This is a genomic window from Bacteroides sp. HF-162, from assembly GCF_015679285.1.
GTDB classification, from domain to species: domain Bacteria; phylum Bacteroidota; class Bacteroidia; order Bacteroidales; family Bacteroidaceae; genus Bacteroides; species Bacteroides uniformis.
Window position 1 is genome coordinate 3,275,146 of sequence record NZ_CP064937.1, and the last position, 20,583, is coordinate 3,295,728.

A 20,583-nucleotide genomic window follows, 5' to 3' on the forward strand; every position below is an offset into this window, starting at 1 on the left:
CAACAAGTTCGCCATACATAGGACATTTTGTCCGCCATTTTGGGACAAAACGCATAGTTCGGTCGGTGATTTTTTAGCCGTTTTTTAACTTCTTTTTATATTCGCGGCGTTTTTTCCGCTTGCGGATGTTCTCCCGCCACCGATAGAAGTTCTTCAGCAACGCATCCTCACTGATGCTGTCTATGCAATACGCACATAGGAAATTGTGAACGATATCGAGATTGTTCAACTCATGCCCGTTCAAGTCGTTCTCGTCCATTGCCGTATGAAGTTCCCGGTTGAACATCCTGCGTATTTCCGTTTCTATGATTTTGGCCGACCGTGGAGACAGATAGTTGTATATTTCCGGATCCTTACCGATACGCCTCTCCGGGAGTATGATAGTCAGATTACCGTCATCTATGGGAGACTGGTTCTGATGACGCCGCGACATCAGTGTCCATATCACATGGTACAAGTCCGTATTGTCAGGAATACGGAAAGGTTCATCCGCACCGTTGTTGTACTTTCCACGCAGATATTCAGCCAGGTAAGGTGTAATTGAAATACTCGTCGTAATCATGCTCATTTCCTTAAAAAATTTTTTTGAAACCGTTTTTGTTTTTTTTTGCTTCCAACTGTCCTACAGTCCAACAGCATTATTAAAGTTACTGATTATTATTTAGTTATACAAATTTACTATAAAGAAAATACTGTTGGAGGACGTCCAACACGTCCAACAAGCCGCATTTTTTGCCGTTTTTGTTGGACGGAGCCAGTTGGATGGTTGAAAAATGGCAATCCAACACGTCCAACAGCGTCCAACAAGACAACGCCATTGTAGTATATATATATGATTAAATAGAAAATATATACTACTATACAACAGAGAGTTACATTTTAAAATTCTTTCTCTTGTTGGACTGTTGGACTGTTGGACGCCTCTTTTGAAATATTTTCTTTTCAAAACTCCCTCTATATTGCTTGTCTTTTTATTCCAGGGGGTCCGGGGGATGGAGTAGGGAAGTATCATAAGATACCAGGAGGATGAAACCGAACGAAATGTCCGTAAATCAGAATATAAAAAAGCATTTATTCCCGATGGGGCGGCCACCGGGAATAAAGCATAAAGTTGATGTGAAAGGTGCAAGTCAAGAAAAGTATGCCGGAAGTACCATGGCATCCGGATAACGGTTGATGAACGAAAGCATGTTCCGCTCACGTTTCCGTTCCTGGCACCTCTTATGGTAAGCACGTTTCTCCCGGTATCGTTCCAGCAAATCGACCAGCAAGTGCTCATAGTCTTCAGCACCGACCGTATAGTAGATGCCACTGATATTGAACACACCGGTGATGGCAACACCGTTCTTACGGCGCTTGCCAAGAATACGGATGGAAAAACCTTGCAAATCAATTCCCATACTGTGGAAATACTCGTAAGGGGTGAGTGTGGAGATGTTGATACCCGTTTCGTGGGCGGACGTTCCGAAGCTGTTGTGAGCAGCGGTGGAAACTTTTGCATTGTCAAGCATAACAATAAGTTTTTAAAATGAAAGTATCCGTGCCTTTCCCGTTGCTTATCACATCTCACAAATGCTGTGGGCGCATTAACGCTCCACACGGGGGTACACGGATACCATATATGGTACACAATATGTCCGGGCATAAAAAATGCCTGCACCGAAAATGCAAGCTGACAGCCCGCATTTGTGAGAATATGTATGATAAGCACTGCAAACATAGCGATTATTTTTGAATAGTGCGGCATTCTGCCCGGATTATTTTTTAGAAATCTATTTTCAATTACCTGCTCTCAATATCGTAATCATTCATTGTCAATGAACGCAATTGTTTTAGTTTGGCCTCGGCCTCCGAAAGTATATTCTTTGCAGTGCGAAAGTGTTCTTTGGCATTATCTACAATCGAAAGTTGGCGGTCTATCTCAATTTGCTTTTGTTCTACAAATTGGGCACGGGCGGTGAAATGCAGGAACAGGGCATGATAACATTCGTGCTGGTATTTTATCAACGTAGGTTTTGCATCTTCGTTTACATTGGCCGGATTTATTGTAAAAAGCCAACCGAAGATAAATTCCAATGGAAGGCACAACATTTCCCGCTGTTTTCCATCGGCGGCAACCATTACCCTCAGGGTAACAGTTGAAGAGAGAATCGGATGTTCTTTTATCTTGGTCGTCTGTCTCTCGTAAGCAATGCCCAACGCCTCGCAGATAGGGCGGATGGGTACCATTTGTTCGTCACTCGTAGATACTATATTTACATTGTTCACTCTTGCAATAATCTTTGTTTCCATAATCTGTTCGTTTTTAAAGTTGGCAATCTTTTGATTCTTATTCTCCGGTGACCTCTTCCGTTTCCCCGGTCATTTCTTCAGCTGTGAACGGTAGATTCAACTGGCGGTTGTTCGCCCTCCAGTCCTCGATGGTGAGCTTCATCACCTGATTCAGTTCAGACTTTGCCTCATTCATCAGTTTCTGTGCGTCCTTGAAGCGGCGCTGGCACTCCTGGTACTCGGTCACTTTCTTCTCTATGACCTCCTGTTTCTGTTTGAGGAAGGTTTGCGGCTCGGTGAAGTGCTCGAACAATGCTTTGTAGCACTCCGTCTGATAACGCAGGACGGCCTCTCTGGCATTTTCGCTGACTTTGGACGTGTCGATGGAGAAGAGCCAGCCAAAGATGTACATGTAGGGAATGGCATACATATCATACGTCTTTCCATCCTTTCCAGTTGCGTGTATCATACACGCAACTGGACCGAGTATTTCATTCCGTTCGATGCGTTGTTTTTGGCCGTTTGCATCAATGCCCAGTGCCTCGCATATCGGTCGGATGGGCACCAGTTGTTCGTCACTCGTAGAGACGATGTCCACATTGTTCACTCTCGTAATAATTTTTGTTTCCATAACTCGTTTTTTAAAGTTTATAATAAAAATCAGAACTTCAGCTCTTGGGGGGCACCGATTGCTCCAATAGGATCATTGTCGGGATTAGCGTCAACACGGGATTCTTCCGAACCGCGTTGCAAATCAATGCTATATAATTCTCTGAAAATTTCGTAGTTGATAGCTATGCAACTGGAATTGGTACACTTCTTCTCAACTTTACGCACCATGTCATTGTTGAGCTTTACCGGAATTCCGGTTTCATTGGGAGTATCTTCCTCGAAACCGCCGCGTGGTACCTCCACGACTTCATACCAATTGAACCGGCGTGCATGGACAAAGCCCAGGTAACTGGGATGGGAGCGAAGGTTCTGCTCGATGGTCGACTGCGTTGAGTCTTCCTGATTATAAGAAGAACGTGCGTACTGCGTATAGATGGTACTGACGCGTAGGAATAACACGCGGGTTCCTGCAGGAATAGGAACCTCCTTCTTCTCTCCTCCGGGCAGCTTGATGGTGATTCGTTCCGGTGTATCAATGGCGAAGTCCCGGCCTTCCCTGATAGCCTTGGTATCAATCATCACATCCATAGCCTTGAAGAACGTAGCCAGCTTATCCGTCTTGGAAATCAGTTCCACCTGGAATTTGATTTTATCGCAGGCTATTTTAAAAAACTCCTCATAGGTGAACGGCAATTTCAACTCTGTATAATCCTTAATCAGTCTGCATGTTGCCAGAAACAATGATGCAGTCTTCATGAGCCGGTCAATCTCACCGGCATTCACCAGTGCCTGCTTCAATTCATCATAGGATTTCTGCTTCAGTGCCCGGAAATGCTGCATCACCAGCGGACGCAGCTGAAGGACTTCAAAGAGGACATTCGACAACCCGATTTTGGCCGGATCCTCTATATCCTTGAGTTTGTTGAAAAGCTCCACTTCCTCTTGGGTTCGGTTTTTCGGTTTGGGGACTTCGCAGACTATAATACGTGACATGAGTGCATTATCATCACGTTGGGGAGTTTCCTGGCCGCAAATGACAACCGGCGCGTACACCTTGTCGTTTTCTATCTCCTTGCCGGATGTGCCTTTACGCTTCTGTCTTCCATCGCCATCATATACTATTCCTTTAAGTGCCTGGAACTTTATATCTGATATATCCTTATTGTTGTATTCATCAAGGACAACCGGTACATCCCGGAAAGTGCTCATCAATGTGGACATGGCGGCATCGGTACCGATGTTCAGGTTGAAAATCGGTATCTTGGGAGATATGAACAGGGAACGGATGGATATCGCAATCTGTGTTTTTCCGGATGACATCGGTCCCATAAAGAATGGCGCTGTAAACAAACGGTCTATGCAGTGTATGTTGCTTCGGAAAGCGCACATGATGGCAAAGAGAATGGCCCATTTCCCGTTGTCGTTGATTTTATAGACACGGTCCATCAGTGAGGCCCATTCGTCGAAAGTGCAACGTTTGTCTATAGGGATTTCCTTATAGACAAGCTGTGAAATAAGTTCGTACTTGTCGGACTGCTTGCCGGAACCGGCATATATGGTGGAGAATGCCGGCAGATAATAGTTCTTGCCATTGTGGGTGACCACTCCAAGCTCATTTACCGCATCAAATCTCGGTATTCCGTCAACAACATGGAAGATGCCGTTGGCAAAGGCAAAAAACTGTTGGTCATCCCGTCGGGAAAAACCGTCTTCCTGCTGGTTCCCGTATGTGGAAACCTCTGTGCAAGTAACATAATGTCTGCTCATATATTCACGTATTTTAGTCCAATGTTTCTCTTCACCATTGGTGAAGTTGACTGCTTCCAGCATAATCAGCTTCTCCTCAATAGTGCTTTTCTTGGCCAGGATTTTGGAATTCACCTCAATGTAAAGCGGTGTCTTGTAATAACGGCGGTTTATTCTAAGGACACGCTTGTTTTCCTCGTCGTTGTCCGAGTAAATATGCAAAAGTGGAATCATATAGAAATCACCTACCATGGTATGGCCGGACTTCTCATTCTTGAAAAGGTAGCATACCGGTTCCCCCTGCTTGTTTAACTTCGGATAGTAATTGCATTGCTGGAACATCTGCAGATATTCCGGATTGTCCTGGACATAACGGGGAAGTTCGTCCGGGTCATAATTCTCTTCAGTATAGTCATCGTCCGTCCGTTGTGCATTGATGGCCATGCGTGACTTGCGTTTGGCCAGATAGGGCTTGAGTATTTCATTCAGGGCTTGCTTGGTCAGACCCAGGCAATTCTGAAAGTAGGTAAAGTTGATGATGCGTACCGAATCTTCCGCGTAGCTGATTATTTCGGCACAACGTTCGATATAGGGAGCACGCTCGCCATTATAGGTCTTAAAAAAAGATTTGTGCAGGAATACATAGAATTTCGCGAAATTGAAAGTCTCGATGATATCGTTTGCCTCCCCGTCCATATTTTCCTCGTCGTCACTTCCTTCCTCATCATTATCATCCTGGACATCCCGTTCGACCGTTATGGTGATATTGGAGAGCCCGGCACGGAAAATGGCGGATAATCCGGCAAGGTAACCGGATTCCGTACCGTCCTTTGCAATGGTAAGGCCATCGCTGTCAGAGGTGAACATCTGGCTTGCCTGACGCAACTGCTGTATGTCGTTCATTCCAGGAATGCCATGGACGTATGCTATGGGGGCATCTCCATACAAGGTGAGGAACTCCTGATAATTCGATGTCAGGATGCAAGGCTCATTCCCGCTACGTGCCTCCGCAATCATATCGATACCATATATACCGGGAGCCATCTTGTCTTTCTCCTTGATGGAAGCTGTCTTCCGCTGCCGCAAGATGGAATTCACTTTCCGCTGGATGACTTCCGTGTTGCTGCCGAAAATCCCGGCCATTATCTCTATGCACTTGAGAAGAAGCGTTTCCGAAGGGATGACAGATATGAGGGTTGAAAGCCGTTGCATTGCCTCTTCCTCTCTGTTTGGGTCGGTTCCGGGATTCTTGCCTCGTAAGGAGATGGCAAAATATTGAAGGAAATTCTGTTCCCGGTTTGCAAGCCATTTTCCGGTTTCAAGTTTCTGCTCCTGGGCAATATTATCAGGATCTTTCCCTTCAGGAAGCGGAACTGCACTGACCTGGAAACCCGCACGCAGGAAAGCCTCACAGTTGGCCAGTGACGCTTTCAGCCCGGCTGCATCCGCATCATATACAAGTATCACGCGATGGGTGAACCGGCCAAGCAGCTGTATCTGTTCCGGAGTCAGTGCAGTTCCGCTGGTGGCAACGGTATTGCAGACACCGAACTTGTGCATGGACATGGCATCGAACTGGCCTTCGACTATATACGCACAATCATACCTTGCAATGGCAGTACGTGCCTGGTACAGACCGAAAAGGTGAGTGCCTTTCTTGAACAACGGCGTGTCCCCGGTATTGACGTACTTGCCGGTGTTTTCCTGCGGGGTCAGCCAGCGTCCGGTATATCCGTTTATGTTGCCCTTGATGTCAAAATAGGGAAACATGATGCGGTCCTTGAAAGTGTCGAAGGTGAAGTTCTTCTCGCTTCTCTTCAGGATGTCCGTCTCAAGCAGCTTCTGTTCGGAAAATCCGGCTGCAAGCATCTCCTTTTTAGCCAGGTTGCCTGCCGGGGCATATCCAATTCTGAAATCCTTCAAGACTTTGTCATCCAGGCTGAACCCTCTGTCATGCAGATAAAGTTGCGCCTCCGGAAGATGCTTCTCGAAAAAGAATGCGGCGCCTTTCATCGCTATACGCTGCGCTTCACGTTCTTTTACCCTGGCCGTTTCCTCGTCGGACATCACCCGTTCAGGGAGAGAGATTCCCGCACGGCCAGCCAGCCAGGTGACAGCCTCGTTGAATGACATGTTCTCATGATCCTGGACAAACTGGATGACATCCCCTCCCTTGCCGCAGACGAAACACCTGTATGTCTGTCTTGACGGACTGACGGTCATCGACGGATGCCGGTCTGGATGAAACGGGCAGATCCCTATATAATTGATACCTCTCTTGTGAAGGGATACAAACTGGCCAATCACGTCCGTAATCTCGTTGGCATCCTTTATTCTCTGTTTTAATTCGTCATCAATCATTGTTCTTCAAATATGCAAAGTTGACGCGCTGCGAATGCCTCCTCCAGTGTTATGCCGAAATACTTCGACAACGCGATATATTCTTCTTGGTTTATATTTTTTCGGCCATAGAAAATATCCCACCAGCGCATCTGGTTGATGCCTACCTCCTGGTAGAAGGCACGGTTGGGCATGAAATTTTCCGGATGCCGGAATTTCAGTCGGAGAATCTCCTGCACCAGATTCCGCTTGACTGTTTGTCCCACTACAATATGCTTCCGGTGCATATATAACTGTACAGCCAATGCGGATCTTCCCAAATGCTCCGCCATTTGTTCCAATGTCTTCTTATTGACATTTTCCCGGACGTATCTGTCCTCATCGGGTTGCCATCTTCCATTGTTCATAGCTTTCTTTCCTCCATATCTGTGTATAGTCTTCATTGAATTCGTATTCAGAGTGCCCGGTAATATAGCAGCAACAGAATTTGATAAATAGTTCCTGCTGCTCCGGTATGACCGAGCCCCCGATATCATAGTAATGCATGACCTTGAGCTTGTCGAGGGCACTATATACCCTCGTCTCAAACTCAAGAAAAGCGTCGACGCCAAGCTTCTCCAAGAAACGGTCTATCCAATCAAGATTTTCCATTCTATATTTCAATAGGCTTTCCATATCATCAAGGACGTTATCCGCTCCTACAGTTCCCGCGTTTCCTTCAGGCTCCCAATGAACAAGTTCATCAGTCTCGCATATAGTCCGGAAGCTTCCTTCAGATTATCCGGATTCTTGCCGGTAAGATGCACCTTCATATTATCCTTGGAGTAGTCATGGCATATAGCCAAGTGCAGCTCCCGGTTCCGGTCATCAACTACCGAGACCTTCACTTCCTCCACCACACTCCCCAGTTCTGAGGCATCCAACCACAAATATGACTTTTCATCTGTCTTCAGATGGCAGTACCGATGTACCTTGCCACCTTTACGAATTAACTCCACTTCGACGATTGTCGCTACTTGATTGGTACGCAGGATGCGTACCTTCTGACCTTTCTTCATTGACCTGATTCTTGTTATTAGATTGTTATAACTCTTTAAATTCCTGCTCCATCCGGCACTTTCTTACGTAAAGTCCATCAATAATGTACTGGGTACAATACTTGGGAAGGGGGATGGCAATAATGTCACGAGTACCCCTATCGGCATCGCGATACACACAACATTCCCTGCTGCTTTTTAGAATTGACTCAAGAAGAGAATTACACTTTTCAATCTCTTCCTTAATGGCTTTGGCCCTTTCAAATGATTCATTTTCCATAATATTCAAAAATAATGGTGTGATGTACATAGGGGTGGGAATTGTTGCTTGGTAGAATACCCCATCAGCTCCAGGTTAAAGATGTCCTCTCCGATTTCTTTCCACGCCGAATATACACCATACATACATTCACGCGCATAGAAAGGCGGCTTGTAGGGGTCGCATACACAGATTATCTGCACATGTGATTTTCTGTTGTATGATACCAGCTTCGTTCTGGAACTGTCGAATAAATCTCCAACGACATGTTGGCCAGGGCGGATATTGTAACAGTAACTGTTGTCCTGATACACGTCAAGGGTCTCCCAAAGATATGTCGGGAAATCTGTCATTTTCAAATCTCTCATATTACCGCATATTAGATAAACAACCAATTGCAAATCCTATTATCCCAATATTTATCATCAAGACGATAATATCAAAGAGAAAGAGAATTCGGTAAGATCCGGATGCTTTCCGCATTGCCCAGACACATAGTATCAAGACTGCCACTATCACAATTAGTGATATCCACAAAAAAACAATCACATTACTCATCACTGTCCTATTTTTGCAAATTGATCTATCTTATCTGCCAAGGTATAATAGCCCATCACCTTTTCATAGGATATGATGCAGACAATGCTGTCGCTGTCATGCTCCACAAGAATAGTCCACTGTCCACCCTTGGCATTCTCATATACCTCGAGCCGAACCGGACGGCTGCGTGGGTATTTCTCATTCATAACCTTAATCTGGTGCTCGATGTCACACTTCAGTGCATCCAAAGAACATTCGTCAGCAATCAGATGTCGGTCAAACTGTTGCACGTATATCTGTAATGCCCTGCCTTTTTTGTTGACACTGGCATAAGTCTTGATGTTGTCTATAAAGTATCTCATAGCATTCAGATCTTATGTATTTACCAAGTATTGCTCCATAAGTTCGGGGATATCTTCTATCATCTTCAGCATGCACTCATGCGGTGCATCGAGAAATGAAATAACAAGGATACTAAGGTCCTGGTCTATCTGCCGAACTTCGTCTACCTGCAGGTAGTCCAGCGCATCAACGGCATCGACGAAAGGAAGATGGCTCTTGAGTGCAAAGCCACAGTTGCATATTACTCTGCCCGAAGCCGTCGGACGTGGAATCCATATCCTGAACTGTCCGTCAGGAGTGGAAATGGAGGAAAAACCTTTGTTATTATTCATATATTCTGTTTATTAAGTTAGTAAATCATCGTCTCATATAGGGGAATCGAACCCCAGTCGCGGCAAATCTTAAGTATACCGCTACCATTTGAATGCAGTATGAGGGGCCGGACTATCTTCGCAGACCGCCACAGCCATAGAATACACATTAAACACAGATGGCACACCTCACGGTGGGCTTATTTCATTTGATTCCGATGCCAGTAGGAAATCATCTCACCCACATTGCGAACCTTGATTTTTGCCTTGATATTCTCCCGATGGCGGTTAACCGTACAAGGCGAGATATGTAGCTCTGCCGCAATTTCATCAGTTTGGCAGTTGGAGGCAATGAGCCGGAATACATCCATCTCGCGATCGGTCAGTGCTGTATCAAGCTCCGGTCTGCATATCACCCCTTCATGTTCACATTCACCCCGTAACGGGCATTTGACCTCCTCGAATACAAACTGTCCATCCTTGTTAATGTCAAGATTGTACTGGTCATACTCTCCGAAATTGCATCGGATGAAACGATGAACTACCCGGAATTCATAATGCCAACGATTCATCGTGCTGGCTGAATAGAGCTGCATCAGCCGGGCATGTGCTTTCGGATATCTGTCCCTGATGACAGCAAGCATGTGTTCGATAGTCGGGCGGTCAGCCTCCTTGAGAACAACAGCCGGCTGCCCGAACTCTTTCATCATCACATCACCTTCAGGGGTGTTGTAGAATTCAATATTGGAGATAAATGCTACCATATAATTTGAGTTGCTACACGTCCTTTTCTAATTTCATACCCAACACCTAACAAAGCTCTTTCATATTCAGGTTTTAAATGTCTGCTACTTATGAGGTATCTTGTTTTTCCGCTGCGTACCGCCGCCTCTACTCCAGACATTATACGTTTGAACTCTTTGGGTATCGTTTCCATCATCTTCTCATGTGCAGAAATCATTTGCTTGGATTTTTAATTTTGTTGAATTATGAAAATGTTCTCATATAGTTCTCTTTCCAAAGGTTTGAAGGAGTCTTTTCTTAATTTGTCATAGAATGTAATCAATGACATACCGCTTCTTTTTAGGAACTCGTTACGGAGCTTCAGTCTTGTGGCTTTTTCCATTTGGTCGTAATGGTTCTTAGGTACCATTTTTGATGTTTTTTCGTTCATAATCTTAAATATTACAATTCTTATTCTGAAATTTATAATGCAAATATAGAAATGAATTTTCAATATATGAAATTTATAATTGAATATTTTGAAATTTTGTTTCAAAATAAGTTATAACATATTGATAATCAATAGATATATTTGAGATATGAAAAAGAAAAGTGAATTTCCAATACACCCAGTCATAGATAAGATACGTAAAATCATATCAGATAGAGGTTTAACACAAGGTGCTGCTGCTGAATATGCAGGTACGTCTGCTTCTCAATTCAGTAAAATATTAAGCGGTGAGGTGCAGTTGAGTTTATGGCAACTTTCAAAATTTGCAAGTGCCTTGAATATGGATATAGTAGATGTTTTCACTTATCCACAGAAGTACACCTCTGACGGAAAGACATCCGAAGATGTAGAAGCTATTCTTCAGATAAAATTAAAAAAAGATCGGAAAGACCAAGTGCTTAAATTGGTTTTTGGTGATAACAACTTAGAAATACTAAATAAGTAATGAGAACAATAGAAATATTTTCTGTTTACAAAATTGATAGTTTCATAAAGAAATGGCGTAAGGCATTCCCAACTTTATCTATTCAGAAGGTGGATGAACCAACCTCTAATTGTTATGTACTATTTAAATATGATACTAATAAAACTATGAGATTTCCTTTTGAAGCTATACATGGAGCACATAAAGGGTTCATAGAAGGTTGGATAAAGGAATGCAATCCCCAGAAAATACTTCAGCCAGAAGAGCTTGAACATGAATTGCGAAAAATAGAAAAAGAAAATAATGATGATATACACTAATAGACAATAATAGAAGAATATACAGTTATACAGTTTTATACGCAACGGATTGTCAGCATCTTATTGTCAGTAGTGAAATTCCCGCTACCCCGACAGAAATTAAATAAGCTACTGATTTTTTCAGTAGCTTATTTTTGTATATACCCTCTTTTCCATTTATCCAAATAGCAACGTAAAGCAACTCCCTTTTCCCACAGCAGACTGCACCGTAATATTGCCGCCATGCCGATTCATCACTTGTTTACATAAACTGAGCCCGATGCCTGAGCCGGAAGGCTTGGTGGTGAAGAACGGTACAAAAATCTTATCCTGCACTTCCGGTAAGATACCTTCGCCATTGTCGCTGACAGTAATAAGGCATTGCCACGAGAGGGCGGGTAGCATCTTCACTTCTATCAGGGGATGTTCCTTCCTGCTACATGCTTCTTTGGCGTTTTTAATCAGATTAATCAGTACTTGTTCTATCTGTGTCCGGTCTATTTGGAGTATGCGGTCGGTCTCCGGAAGCTCTATCCGGATATACTCTTCCGAAAACAGCTTCTGCAAATCCTGCAGCAATTCGTGGACAGCAACCGGACGACGAACGGGGGCGGGAAGTCTTGTCAGCTTCCGGTAATTCTCCACAAACTCCAGCAAACCCTTGCTACGACGGTGGATAGTCTGCATTCCCTGCCGCATGACGGGGTAGTTCTTTTCCGACACTTCCCGTTCGCTCAAGGTCTCGGAGAGGGAGATGATAGGAGTAATCGAATTCATTATTTCGTGCGTCAGCACACGTATCAGCTTTTGCCACGCTTCCATCTCATTGCGTTCCAGCACGCGGGTACGGAAATTCCTCATCGCTTCTGAAAGCTCATCCACCATATCCTCCATAGACCGGTTCTTGTAGGGAGAACGGAACGACAGCATCATGTCGTCATAGCGCAGGCTCTCTGCCAGATGGCGCATCATACGCACTTGCATCATCTGCAGGCGGTACAGATGAACGGCAATCGCCAGCAATATCAAAAAAGCCATCAGCGTACTGAACCACAGTCCGGCATCCACCAGCAGATAAACGCCGACCGAAAGGAAGGCTATGCCGATGATGTGCAGTGCCACAATCAATGAATATCGTTTCATAAGCCCAGTTTTTCAAGTTTCCGGTACAAGGCGAAGCGGGTAATGCCCAAGTATTCGGCGGCACGGGTCACATTTCCTTCACTGAGCCGCATGGCACGTTCCACAGCCTGCCGTTCCAATTGCTCCAAGTTGAGGACTTCTTCTTCCTTCTTCTGACGGGAAACAGAAGCTTGGAACATGAAGTTTTCCGGACGAAGCAAAGAGCCGCCTCCCAGTATCACGGCACGTTCCATGGTATGCTGCAACTCACGTACATTACCCGGCCAGGCATATTTCAGCAACTTGTTTTTCGCCTCGCGGGTCAGCCCGCGCATCTCTTTCTGATATTTGCGGGCATACCGTTGCAGGAAATACTCTGCCAGCAAGAGGATGTCGTTTCCGCGTTCCCGCAGAGGGGGGATATGGAGTTCGATGGTGTTGATGCGATACAGCAGGTCTTGGCGGAAGTCTCCTTCGTCCACCAGTCGACGGATGTCTGCATTGGTGGCGCAGATGAGCCGCACATCAATGGGCGTAGCCTGCGTACTTCCCAAACGACTGATACAACGCTTTTCGATGGCAGTCAGCAGTTTGGCCTGCATGGGCAGGGAAAGGTTACCTATTTCATCCAGAAAAAGCGTACCGCCGGTTGCCACTTCCATACGTCCGGCTTTCGCCTTCCGTGCATCGGTGAATGCGCCTTTCTCGTAGCCGAACAACTCGCTTTCGAACAACTGTTCGGGAATACTGCCGAGGTCTATCGTAACAAACGGCTTTCCATAGCGGGGAGAATTGCGGTAAAGCAGGCGGGCAATCACATCCTTTCCGGTTCCATTCTCACCCAATATAAGTATGTTGGCATCCGTATCGCGCAACTTCTCCACAGTAGAGAAGACTTGCTGCATGACAGGAGAATCACCGATAATAATCTCTTCGGAGCCTCCTGCTGTGACATTGCTCAGAACTTCCACCTGCTCTTTCAGCAGATTTATCTCGGTCCGCGAACGACGCAGCTTCATGCCCGAAGAAAGGGTGGCCAGCAACTTCTCCTTCTCCCACGGCTTGGGAATGAAATCCGTAGCCCCCGCTTTGATGGCACGCACCGCCTTGTCCGTATCCGCGTAGGCAGTCATGAAGATGACCACTGCTTGCGGGTCGATACTCAGAATCTGCTTCAAGCTGTCGAAACCTTCCTGACCACTGATGGCATCACGGCTGAAATTCATATCCAGCAGAATAATGTCCGGACGGAAAGTGGTCATAAAATGCTCGATGCGGTCGGGAGTCACTGCCACTTTTATCTTCTCGGCGTAGGGTTCGAGAAGAAGGTTCAGTGCAAAAAGGACATCCTCGTTATCATCTACAATCAATATTTTACCAAACTGCTCCATATCTGTTTTCTTTTCGTGCAGGCAAGGCCTACACAATCCCACATCTCTTGTATGGGCAAAGATAAGTATAATATCCATGTGTTGTGCGTGCATTATCGCACTATTTTTGTGCGCAACTGCACACGTTTGGAAAGCTTCGAACCACAACAAACACTTATAATACAATAACTTATACTTATGGCATAGAATTTGAACTTTATAGAGTAAAGAAAACAACTATGCACCGGAATATATTTTTATTGCTTATTACATTCAGTCTGATGTCGAGTGCCGTTGCCCAAGAGCACACGCTGGAGCTGACTTTGGAAGAAACCATCGAGCAGGCCCGCCAGCAGTCGCCCGACGCCCAAAATGCCCGCCATAGCTTCCGTTCCGCTTATTGGAACTACAAATACTACTGTGCCAACTACCTGCCGACGCTCAAGCTTACTTCCAATCCCTATCTGGACCGTGCCATCAACAAAGTGACCCAAAGCGATGGCAACGTCAAGTTCATAGAGCAGAACCTGCTGAGCACTGACCTGACACTGAGTCTGACACAAAACGTGCCGTGGACCGGAGGAACCTTTTTCATTGAAACGGCTGCGCAGCGTCTCGACCTTTTCAGCAGTGACACCTATTCCTGGCAGACTTCACCCGTCAACATCGGATACAGCCAGTCCTTGTTTGGCTACAACAGCCTGAAGTGGGATCGGCGCATCGAACCTATCCGTTATCGCGAAGCCAAGAAAACCTACGTAGAAACCCTTGAACTTGTTGCCGCCAATGCCACAGAGAAGTTCTTCAACCTGGCCAAAGCACAAAGCAACTACGAAATAGCCAACGCCAACTACGCCAATGCAGACACCTTATATATATATGCGCAAGGACGATATAACATCGGCACCATCAGCGAAAACGAAATGTTGCAACTCGAACTCAACAAACTGACCGAAGAAACCAACTGCATGAATGCCCGCATCGAAGTGGAAAACTGCATGCAGGAACTCCGTTCCTACCTCGGCATCCAAGAAGACCTCCTTATAAAGGTGAGAATAGACAACCGCGTGCCCGACCTGCACATCGACCTGGATGCCGCACTGATGCTTGCCAACGAAAACAGTCCGGAGATACAGAACATGCTGCGCCGCAAGGTGGAAAGCGAGAGTGCCGTGTCTCGCGCCAAGGCCAATGCCGGACTGAAAGCAGACATCTACCTGCGCTTCGGCTTGACGCAAACTGCCGACAAGCTGAAAGATGCCTACCGGAATCCACTGGACCAGCAGTACGTCAGCCTGGGCATTACCCTCCCAATCCTGGACTGGGGGCGCGGAAGGGGACAAGTACGCGTGGCCCGTTCCAACCGAGACCTTGTCTACACGCAGGTAGAGCAAGACAAGACGGATTTCGACTTGAACGTACGGAAACTCGTGAAGCAATTCAACCTGCAGGCACAACGGGTAAACATAGCCGCCCGCACGGACCATACAGCCCAACGACGCGCCGAAGTAGCCCGAAAACTCTATCTGCTCGGAAAGTCCTCGGTACTCGACCTCAATGCATCCATCACGGAAAAAGATACGGCCCGGAGAAGCTATATAACGGCTTTGTACAACTATTGGAGTCTGTACTATACACTGAGAAGCATCACGCTATATGACTTTGAAAAAGAGAGGCCACTGGCAGAAGACTTGGAAAGGGTTACTAATGAAGAATCTATACAATAATAGAATCGTGGAATAGTTTTAGTAAAAGCTGGCCGGAGATTTACTAAAACTCCGGTGACGATTTACTAAATCTCCGGTGAAGTTTTAGTAAAACTCGGAACCCTTATTCAGAAGTACTTCTGAAGGGAGTATCTGAAAAGTAAAAAAAGAGTATATAAAATATTGCATTATGGATATAAAACTTGAAAAGAAACCCTGGTACATCCGTTACCGCTACTATCTGGCGGGAGGCGTTGCCTTCCTTACCTTCCTGATTTATGTAGTCACCCTTTCGCTGGGTCCCAGCAAACTGCGCATCGAGCAAGACAACATACAGATAGCCGAAGTCAAGAACGGCAAATTTATGGAATATGTAGATGTGGAGGGAGTGATTCAGCCCATCCTTACCATCAAGGTCAATGCACGTGAAGCCGGAAGCGTGGAACGCATCATAGGAGAGGAGGGGAGCCTGCTCCGGCAAGGAGACACCATCCTCGTCATGGAAAACCCCGACCTGCTGCGCAGTATCGAAGACCAGCGCGACGACTGGGAAAAGCAGCTTATCACCTACCGCGAAAAAGAGATTGAAATGGAGCAGAAAAGCCTGAACCTGCAACAACAAGCCCTGCAGACCGATTATGACCTCAACCGCCTGCGCAAGAGTTTTGCCCTTGACAAGGAGGAGTACCGCATGGGCATCAAGAGCAAGGCGCAGCTCGAAGTTTCCGAGGACGAATACAACTATAAAGTGAAAAATGCCCATCTTCAAAGGGAAAGCCTCCGTCATGACTCTGCCGTCACCGTCATCCGCAAAGACCTCATCAGGAACGACCGTGAACGGGAACGGAAGAAGTATGAACGCGCCTGCGAACGGCTCGGCAACCTGGTGGTGAAAGCTCCCGTCGCCGGCCAGCTCAGTTTTGTCAAGGTGACTCCGGGACAGCAGGTCGCTTCCGGTGAAAGCATTGCGGAAATCAAGGTGCTGGACCAATATAAAGTGCATACTTCCCTGAGCGAATACTACATCGACCGCATTATCACCGGATTGCCTGCCACCATCAATTATCAGGGAAGAAAATACCCGTTGCGCATCACGAAAGTGGTTCCCGAAGTCAAAGACCGCACGTTCGACGTAGACCTCGTCTTCACCGGTGACATGCCCGACAACGTACGTGTAGGCAAAAGCTTCCGGGTACAGATAGAACTCGGCCAGCCGGAGGAGGCGCTCGTCATTCCGCGCGGCAACTTCTACCAGAGTACCGGAGGACAATGGATTTACAAACTGAACGCCGCAAAGACAAAAGCCGTGCGCGTGCCGCTTGGCATCGGTCGCCAAAATCCGCAACAATACGAGATTACGGAAGGTTTGCAGCCCGGAGATTGGGTAATTACAACGGGATATGATACCTTTGGCGAGGCGGAAGAATTGATAATGAAATAAAACGACGCACTATGAGACAAATAATCTTAGCCGTCATTTCTTTGTTCGGCATCTTCTCCATATCTTCTTCCACCATCCGGCAAAGAAGGAAGGAGATAGCAGTACGCAAGATTATGGGAGCTAATGTCAATAAAATAATCGGCATGTTCTTCCGCGAATATTTATGGATGGCCTACATCGCAGCGATTGTGGCCTTTCCTTGCACATACGCGGTGATGCATCATTGGCTGGAACAATATGCCTACCACATATCTATTGGCATGGATTTATTCATTGTTTGGTTGGGAATTGTTATAATCATGGTGCTCTTCACGATATTGCAGCAAGTCGTTCAGGCAGCACGGCAGAATCCGGCGGAAGTAATCAAAAGCGAATAATACAATAATAAATACTATTATGATAAGACATTATATTAAAACAGCATTCAGAAACCTATTAAAGTACAAGGCACAGAATATCATCTCTATCATCGGACTGTCGGTAGGCATACTTTGTTTTAGTATCTGCCTATATTGCAGCCGCTATATAAATTCTACCAACAAGTGCTTTACCCACTGGGAACGCATTGCAGACATAAACCTATACACTCCAGCAGAAGAACCTTATTTCGGAACTCCCGCTACGTTGTTTGAGAGTCTGCGCCAATTGCAATTCCAAGAAGTAGAAGCATTTACTTTTGTTGCCTATCCCCACCCACGTAGCTACAATGTGGAAACTATCGACAAGGAAGAACTGCCTTACGAAGATTTATATGCTATGGAAGTAGATACAACCTACCATAGCGTGTTCACCCCGGAAGTATTACAAGGTTCATGGACTGTAGCATCGCAAACTCCCAATGCCGTGATACTGACCCGCTCTCTGGCACACAAAATATTTGGTCTCGGAGAGAATCCGATAGGAAAGCGAATGACCTTAGCACAACGGCTTTTCTCTTCACCTGATACCACACCACGAACAGGAGGTACCATCTATACCATACAAGCGATAATAGAAGATATTCCATTGAATACCAGCCTTAGCTTTCTCCAAAAGATTGATATGTTAATCTTGAACGACAGCGAAGGACTTATACAATTCGACGGACGAGACAGTATGACCGGTGGACTTACTTTTGCTCTTCTTCGTCCGGGCAAAACATCCGCGCAACTTGAAGCAAGTTTCCGTGCAATGGACTTGAAGCACACAATATTCAATGAGAAAAATACCGTATCAGCCTCGAATTTCGGAAAACTTTTTCGGGAGAAATCCGTTGCCCCTTACTTTGCCGGAATCACATTCATTGTCGGCCTTTTGATTCTACTGACTGGTCTACTCAACTTTTTTCATTTTTTGACGGGGAGTTATCTGAACCGTTCGCACGAGTTCGGCATTCGTAAAGTGAATGGAAGTAATGGCAACCAACTATTTTGGTTACTTTTTACCCAAGCCATTATCATTTCGTTCATAACCTTCTTATTGACTTTCTGTCTGATAGAAATATTTAACCCCTACCTTTCATTCTCTTTATTTGATTTCACATTAGTCATTGAACGGGACCTATTATTGATACAGACAACAGAATATATGGCAGGCATTATTTTACTATGCTTATTACTCTGCTTGTTTACCGTATGGAGGATGAAGCATGCCTCCATCCAGTCAAGTATTTACAAAAACAAATCCAAACGCCACAAACAGAAGATACGAAATTGTCTTTTGGGTATCCAGTTTTTCATCTGTTGGTTATTCATAGTCTTTACAGTCGCTTTATATTTGCAGGCTGACAAGACCGGTTCCACACTGTTCAACACACTGACAGAAAAAGAAAAGTCCGAAATCATCAGTATTCCTATGGATTACCGTTTTCTAAAAAATGACGAAAAGCTTGCTCTCATAGAGCGCATCAGTCAACATCCGGATATAAAAGATAAAATACTGACAGAAATTAATTATCTGAAAGGTATTTCGGGAACAAGCATGCAGACAGAAAAAGATAACCGGGAAAGTAGCCTTGAAGTCAATATAATGAATGTTCCTAATAACTTTTTCGAATTTATGAATATCCCTATTCTCTCCGGGCATGCCCTGAAGACAAATAGTGACATGGTAGCAGACCGTAAATTGGCAAAACGTATGAAGAAGGATTTACTGGGAACCACCTTGTACAATTATCAAGACAGCTACACGGTATGCGGCATTTGCTCCGATTTTGTAGCCGACACTTACAATCAGAGCCAGGGCTTCGTCTTTCTGCCTTGTGATTTCAAATATTATGTAGGTCATTGCTATTTGAAGTGTGTACCCGGAAAAGCAGAAGAAGTAAAGACTTACGTTAAGAAAATGCTGGAAGAGAATCTTCCACCGAGTATACAATTACACATTTCGACCTTACTGGAAGACATTCACCAAGCACAAGCCATCGAGAACAACATGAAAGGGATAATCTTATTCTTCTCATTTGTCAGCCTTATAATCACTTTATTAGGTGTTTATTCGGCAATCACACTGGATACGGAACGCAGACAAAAGGAAGTGGCAATCCGTAAAGTAAATGGTGCGGGATTGAAACAGATTATCATATTGTTTGCCCGTACGTATATTTATCAGCTTGTACTCTCAGCAGCGCTAGCATTTCCTTTATGTTATGCCATACTGCAGTTATGGAAAAACATGTATATCGTATTCTTTAATGACGGCCCGCTATTTTGGATTTCAATCTTCATAATCGTAGCTGTCATTACTACTCTGACTATTATTTTCCGCATTCTGAAAATAGCAAGGACAAATCCGGCAGAAGTCATTAAAAACGAATAAGAAATGAAATATTTATAAACCATAAAAACCAAGCATTATGATTAAGACAGTAAATCTACAAAAGATTTTCAAGACCGAGGAAGTACAGACTCTGGCTTTGAACGACGTAAACATGGAAGTGAAAGAAGGGGAGTTTGTCGCTATCATGGGACCTTCGGGCTGCGGAAAATCCACCTTACTAAATATCCTCGGTCTGTTGGACAATCCTACATCCGGAGAATATTATTTGAATGGGACGGAAGTATCCAAATATACAGAAGCCCAACGTACCAACTTGCGCAAAGGAGTCATCGGCTTTGTATTCCAAAGCTTCAACCTGATTGATGAGCTGAATGTATACGAGAACATCGAACTGCCGCTACTCTACATGGGCATTCCTGCCGCCGAACGCAAGCGCCGGGTAGAAACCGCCATGGAACGTATGGCAATCATGCACCGCAGTAAGCATTTTCCGCAACAGTTGTCCGGCGGACAACAACAGCGTGTCGCTATCGCACGTGCAGTTGTATCAAATCCTAAGCTGATACTTGCCGATGAGCCTACCGGTAACCTCGATTCAAAGAATGGAAAAGAAGTGATGGAACTGCTGAGTGAGCTGAATAAAGAAGGTACCACAATTGTTATGGTGACACACTCACAGCATGATGCCGGTTTTGCCGGACGCATCATCAATCTGTTTGACGGACAAGTGGTGACAGAAGCCAATTTGTGATAACCCCTGTTTCATTTATGA

Annotated in this window: 22 protein-coding genes; 8 read left to right on the forward strand and 14 right to left on the reverse strand. The window is 45.2% G+C overall.

The annotated features are described in order from the left end of the window. Positions 1 to 73 precede the first annotated feature (73 nt). From ITJ87_RS13745 to ITJ87_RS13805, 12 genes are all read right to left on the reverse strand, one after another. Positions 74 to 568, reverse strand: coding sequence for a hypothetical protein (locus ITJ87_RS13745; protein WP_317133015.1), 495 nt, complete (start codon positions 566 to 568; stop codon positions 74 to 76). A 562-nt stretch (positions 569 to 1,130) separates the two neighbouring features. Further along, positions 1,131 to 1,511, reverse strand: a complete 381-nt coding sequence (locus tag ITJ87_RS13750; protein WP_196096279.1) for a hypothetical protein — start codon at positions 1,509 to 1,511, stop codon at positions 1,131 to 1,133. 271 nt (positions 1,512 to 1,782) lie between these two features. Then, positions 1,783 to 2,292, reverse strand: a complete 510-nt coding sequence (locus ITJ87_RS13755) for a phage antirepressor N-terminal domain-containing protein (RefSeq protein WP_196096281.1) — start codon at positions 2,290 to 2,292, stop codon at positions 1,783 to 1,785. Positions 2,293 to 2,329: 37 nt separating this feature from the next. Beyond that, positions 2,330 to 2,902 carry a phage antirepressor N-terminal domain-containing protein gene (locus ITJ87_RS13760; protein ID WP_196096283.1) on the reverse strand — a complete coding sequence of 191 codons (573 nt, stop codon included), beginning with the start codon at positions 2,900 to 2,902 and terminating at the stop codon, positions 2,330 to 2,332. A 29-nt stretch (positions 2,903 to 2,931) separates the two neighbouring features. Continuing rightward, positions 2,932 to 6,990 (reverse strand): DNA primase, encoded by a 4,059-nt coding sequence (dnaG, locus tag ITJ87_RS13765; RefSeq protein ID WP_196096285.1) that lies wholly within the window; start codon positions 6,988 to 6,990, stop codon positions 2,932 to 2,934. After that, entirely contained in the window at positions 6,987 to 7,376 is a 390-nt protein-coding gene (locus tag ITJ87_RS13770; protein WP_044467546.1) for a hypothetical protein, read from the reverse strand. Before ITJ87_RS13770 ends, dnaG begins: the two co-directional genes overlap by 4 nt. Next, positions 7,348 to 7,620, reverse strand: coding sequence for a hypothetical protein (locus ITJ87_RS13775; RefSeq protein WP_119957877.1), 273 nt, complete (start codon positions 7,618 to 7,620; stop codon positions 7,348 to 7,350). Before ITJ87_RS13775 ends, ITJ87_RS13770 begins: the two co-directional genes overlap by 29 nt. A gap of 47 nt (positions 7,621 to 7,667) precedes the next feature. Then, entirely contained in the window at positions 7,668 to 8,027 is a 360-nt protein-coding gene (locus ITJ87_RS13780; RefSeq protein WP_131225243.1) for a hypothetical protein, read from the reverse strand. 264 nt (positions 8,028 to 8,291) lie between these two features. Then, positions 8,292 to 8,633 (reverse strand): hypothetical protein, encoded by a 342-nt coding sequence (locus ITJ87_RS13790; protein WP_131225245.1) that lies wholly within the window; start codon positions 8,631 to 8,633, stop codon positions 8,292 to 8,294. Between the two features lie 189 nt (positions 8,634 to 8,822). Further along, a complete protein-coding gene (locus ITJ87_RS13795; protein ID WP_119961561.1) occupies positions 8,823 to 9,167 on the reverse strand; it encodes a hypothetical protein in 345 nt (114 codons plus the stop codon). A gap of 12 nt (positions 9,168 to 9,179) precedes the next feature. Continuing rightward, a complete protein-coding gene (locus tag ITJ87_RS13800) occupies positions 9,180 to 9,479 on the reverse strand; it encodes a hypothetical protein (protein WP_119961560.1) in 300 nt (99 codons plus the stop codon). A 179-nt stretch (positions 9,480 to 9,658) separates the two neighbouring features. Then, the gene (locus tag ITJ87_RS13805) at positions 9,659 to 10,222 is read right to left on the reverse strand and encodes a response regulator transcription factor (RefSeq protein WP_119961559.1); all 564 of its coding nucleotides are present in this window, start codon (positions 10,220 to 10,222) and stop codon (positions 9,659 to 9,661) included. Between the two features lie 90 nt (positions 10,223 to 10,312). Between ITJ87_RS13805 and ITJ87_RS18905 the strand changes: the two genes are divergently transcribed. The 3 genes from ITJ87_RS18905 to ITJ87_RS13815 all read left to right on the forward strand — a co-directional run bounded on the left by ITJ87_RS18905 (position 10,313) and on the right by ITJ87_RS13815 (position 11,436). Then, the gene (locus ITJ87_RS18905) at positions 10,313 to 10,435 is read left to right on the forward strand and encodes a hypothetical protein (RefSeq protein WP_255425192.1); all 123 of its coding nucleotides are present in this window, start codon (positions 10,313 to 10,315) and stop codon (positions 10,433 to 10,435) included. Between the two features lie 345 nt (positions 10,436 to 10,780). Then, complete coding sequence (locus tag ITJ87_RS13810; protein ID WP_230391780.1) at positions 10,781 to 11,137, forward strand: helix-turn-helix domain-containing protein; 357 nt, start codon at positions 10,781 to 10,783, stop codon at positions 11,135 to 11,137. Beyond that, complete coding sequence (locus tag ITJ87_RS13815) at positions 11,137 to 11,436, forward strand: hypothetical protein (protein WP_117599702.1); 300 nt, start codon at positions 11,137 to 11,139, stop codon at positions 11,434 to 11,436. Before ITJ87_RS13810 ends, ITJ87_RS13815 begins: the two co-directional genes overlap by 1 nt. 156 nt (positions 11,437 to 11,592) lie before the next feature. Here the strand turns inward: ITJ87_RS13815 and ITJ87_RS13820 are convergent, their stop codons facing one another. Further along, on the reverse strand, positions 11,593 to 12,558 hold the full coding sequence (locus tag ITJ87_RS13820; protein WP_117964577.1) for a PAS domain-containing sensor histidine kinase: 966 nt from the start codon (positions 12,556 to 12,558) through the stop codon (positions 11,593 to 11,595). Beyond that, entirely contained in the window at positions 12,555 to 13,928 is a 1,374-nt protein-coding gene (locus tag ITJ87_RS13825) for a sigma-54 dependent transcriptional regulator (RefSeq protein ID WP_117964576.1), read from the reverse strand. Before ITJ87_RS13825 ends, ITJ87_RS13820 begins: the two co-directional genes overlap by 4 nt. 218 nt (positions 13,929 to 14,146) lie before the next feature. On the opposite strand from ITJ87_RS13825, the gene ITJ87_RS13830 reads away from it, so the two are divergent. From ITJ87_RS13830 to ITJ87_RS13850, 5 genes are all read left to right on the forward strand, one after another. Further along, positions 14,147 to 15,634, forward strand: coding sequence for a TolC family protein (locus ITJ87_RS13830; protein ID WP_009038402.1), 1,488 nt, complete (start codon positions 14,147 to 14,149; stop codon positions 15,632 to 15,634). A 169-nt stretch (positions 15,635 to 15,803) separates the two neighbouring features. Further along, positions 15,804 to 17,054 (forward strand): efflux RND transporter periplasmic adaptor subunit, encoded by a 1,251-nt coding sequence (locus ITJ87_RS13835; protein ID WP_117964575.1) that lies wholly within the window; start codon positions 15,804 to 15,806, stop codon positions 17,052 to 17,054. Between the two features lie 11 nt (positions 17,055 to 17,065). Continuing rightward, positions 17,066 to 17,431, forward strand: coding sequence for an ABC transporter permease (locus tag ITJ87_RS13840; protein WP_117599707.1), 366 nt, complete (start codon positions 17,066 to 17,068; stop codon positions 17,429 to 17,431). Positions 17,432 to 17,450: 19 nt separating this feature from the next. Further along, positions 17,451 to 19,850: an ABC transporter permease gene (locus tag ITJ87_RS13845; protein ID WP_117964574.1), complete on the forward strand. Its 2,400-nt coding sequence runs from the start codon at positions 17,451 to 17,453 to the stop codon at positions 19,848 to 19,850. 37 nt (positions 19,851 to 19,887) lie between these two features. After that, positions 19,888 to 20,562 (forward strand): ABC transporter ATP-binding protein, encoded by a 675-nt coding sequence (locus ITJ87_RS13850; RefSeq protein WP_117974604.1) that lies wholly within the window; start codon positions 19,888 to 19,890, stop codon positions 20,560 to 20,562. The last annotated feature ends 21 nt before the right edge of the window (positions 20,563 to 20,583 follow it).

Excerpts from the sequence above, each read along its gene's own strand:
- ITJ87_RS13745 (WP_317133015.1), bottom strand. The coding sequence starts at position 568 with ATGAGCATGATTACGACGAGTATTTCAATTACACCTTACCTGGCTGAA.
- ITJ87_RS13750 (WP_196096279.1), bottom strand. The coding sequence starts at position 1,511 with ATGCTTGACAATGCAAAAGTTTCCACCGCTGCTCACAACAGCTTCGGA.
- ITJ87_RS13755 (WP_196096281.1), bottom strand. The coding sequence starts at position 2,292 with ATGGAAACAAAGATTATTGCAAGAGTGAACAATGTAAATATAGTATCT.
- ITJ87_RS13760 (WP_196096283.1), bottom strand. The coding sequence starts at position 2,902 with ATGGAAACAAAAATTATTACGAGAGTGAACAATGTGGACATCGTCTCT.
- dnaG (WP_196096285.1), bottom strand. The coding sequence starts at position 6,990 with ATGATTGATGACGAATTAAAACAGAGAATAAAGGATGCCAACGAGATT.
- ITJ87_RS13770 (WP_044467546.1), bottom strand. The coding sequence starts at position 7,376 with ATGAACAATGGAAGATGGCAACCCGATGAGGACAGATACGTCCGGGAA.
- ITJ87_RS13775 (WP_119957877.1), bottom strand. The coding sequence starts at position 7,620 with ATGGAAAATCTTGATTGGATAGACCGTTTCTTGGAGAAGCTTGGCGTC.
- ITJ87_RS13780 (WP_131225243.1), bottom strand. The coding sequence starts at position 8,027 with ATGAAGAAAGGTCAGAAGGTACGCATCCTGCGTACCAATCAAGTAGCG.
- ITJ87_RS13790 (WP_131225245.1), bottom strand. The coding sequence starts at position 8,633 with ATGAGAGATTTGAAAATGACAGATTTCCCGACATATCTTTGGGAGACC.
- ITJ87_RS13795 (WP_119961561.1), bottom strand. The coding sequence starts at position 9,167 with ATGAGATACTTTATAGACAACATCAAGACTTATGCCAGTGTCAACAAA.
- ITJ87_RS13800 (WP_119961560.1), bottom strand. The coding sequence starts at position 9,479 with ATGAATAATAACAAAGGTTTTTCCTCCATTTCCACTCCTGACGGACAG.
- ITJ87_RS13805 (WP_119961559.1), bottom strand. The coding sequence starts at position 10,222 with ATGGTAGCATTTATCTCCAATATTGAATTCTACAACACCCCTGAAGGT.
- ITJ87_RS18905 (WP_255425192.1), top strand. The coding sequence starts at position 10,313 with ATGAGGTATCTTGTTTTTCCGCTGCGTACCGCCGCCTCTACTCCAGAC.
- ITJ87_RS13810 (WP_230391780.1), top strand. The coding sequence starts at position 10,781 with ATGAAAAAGAAAAGTGAATTTCCAATACACCCAGTCATAGATAAGATA.
- ITJ87_RS13815 (WP_117599702.1), top strand. The coding sequence starts at position 11,137 with ATGAGAACAATAGAAATATTTTCTGTTTACAAAATTGATAGTTTCATA.
- ITJ87_RS13820 (WP_117964577.1), bottom strand. The coding sequence starts at position 12,558 with ATGAAACGATATTCATTGATTGTGGCACTGCACATCATCGGCATAGCC.
- ITJ87_RS13825 (WP_117964576.1), bottom strand. The coding sequence starts at position 13,928 with ATGGAGCAGTTTGGTAAAATATTGATTGTAGATGATAACGAGGATGTC.
- ITJ87_RS13830 (WP_009038402.1), top strand. The coding sequence starts at position 14,147 with ATGCACCGGAATATATTTTTATTGCTTATTACATTCAGTCTGATGTCG.
- ITJ87_RS13835 (WP_117964575.1), top strand. The coding sequence starts at position 15,804 with ATGGATATAAAACTTGAAAAGAAACCCTGGTACATCCGTTACCGCTAC.
- ITJ87_RS13840 (WP_117599707.1), top strand. The coding sequence starts at position 17,066 with ATGAGACAAATAATCTTAGCCGTCATTTCTTTGTTCGGCATCTTCTCC.
- ITJ87_RS13845 (WP_117964574.1), top strand. The coding sequence starts at position 17,451 with ATGATAAGACATTATATTAAAACAGCATTCAGAAACCTATTAAAGTAC.
- ITJ87_RS13850 (WP_117974604.1), top strand. The coding sequence starts at position 19,888 with ATGATTAAGACAGTAAATCTACAAAAGATTTTCAAGACCGAGGAAGTA.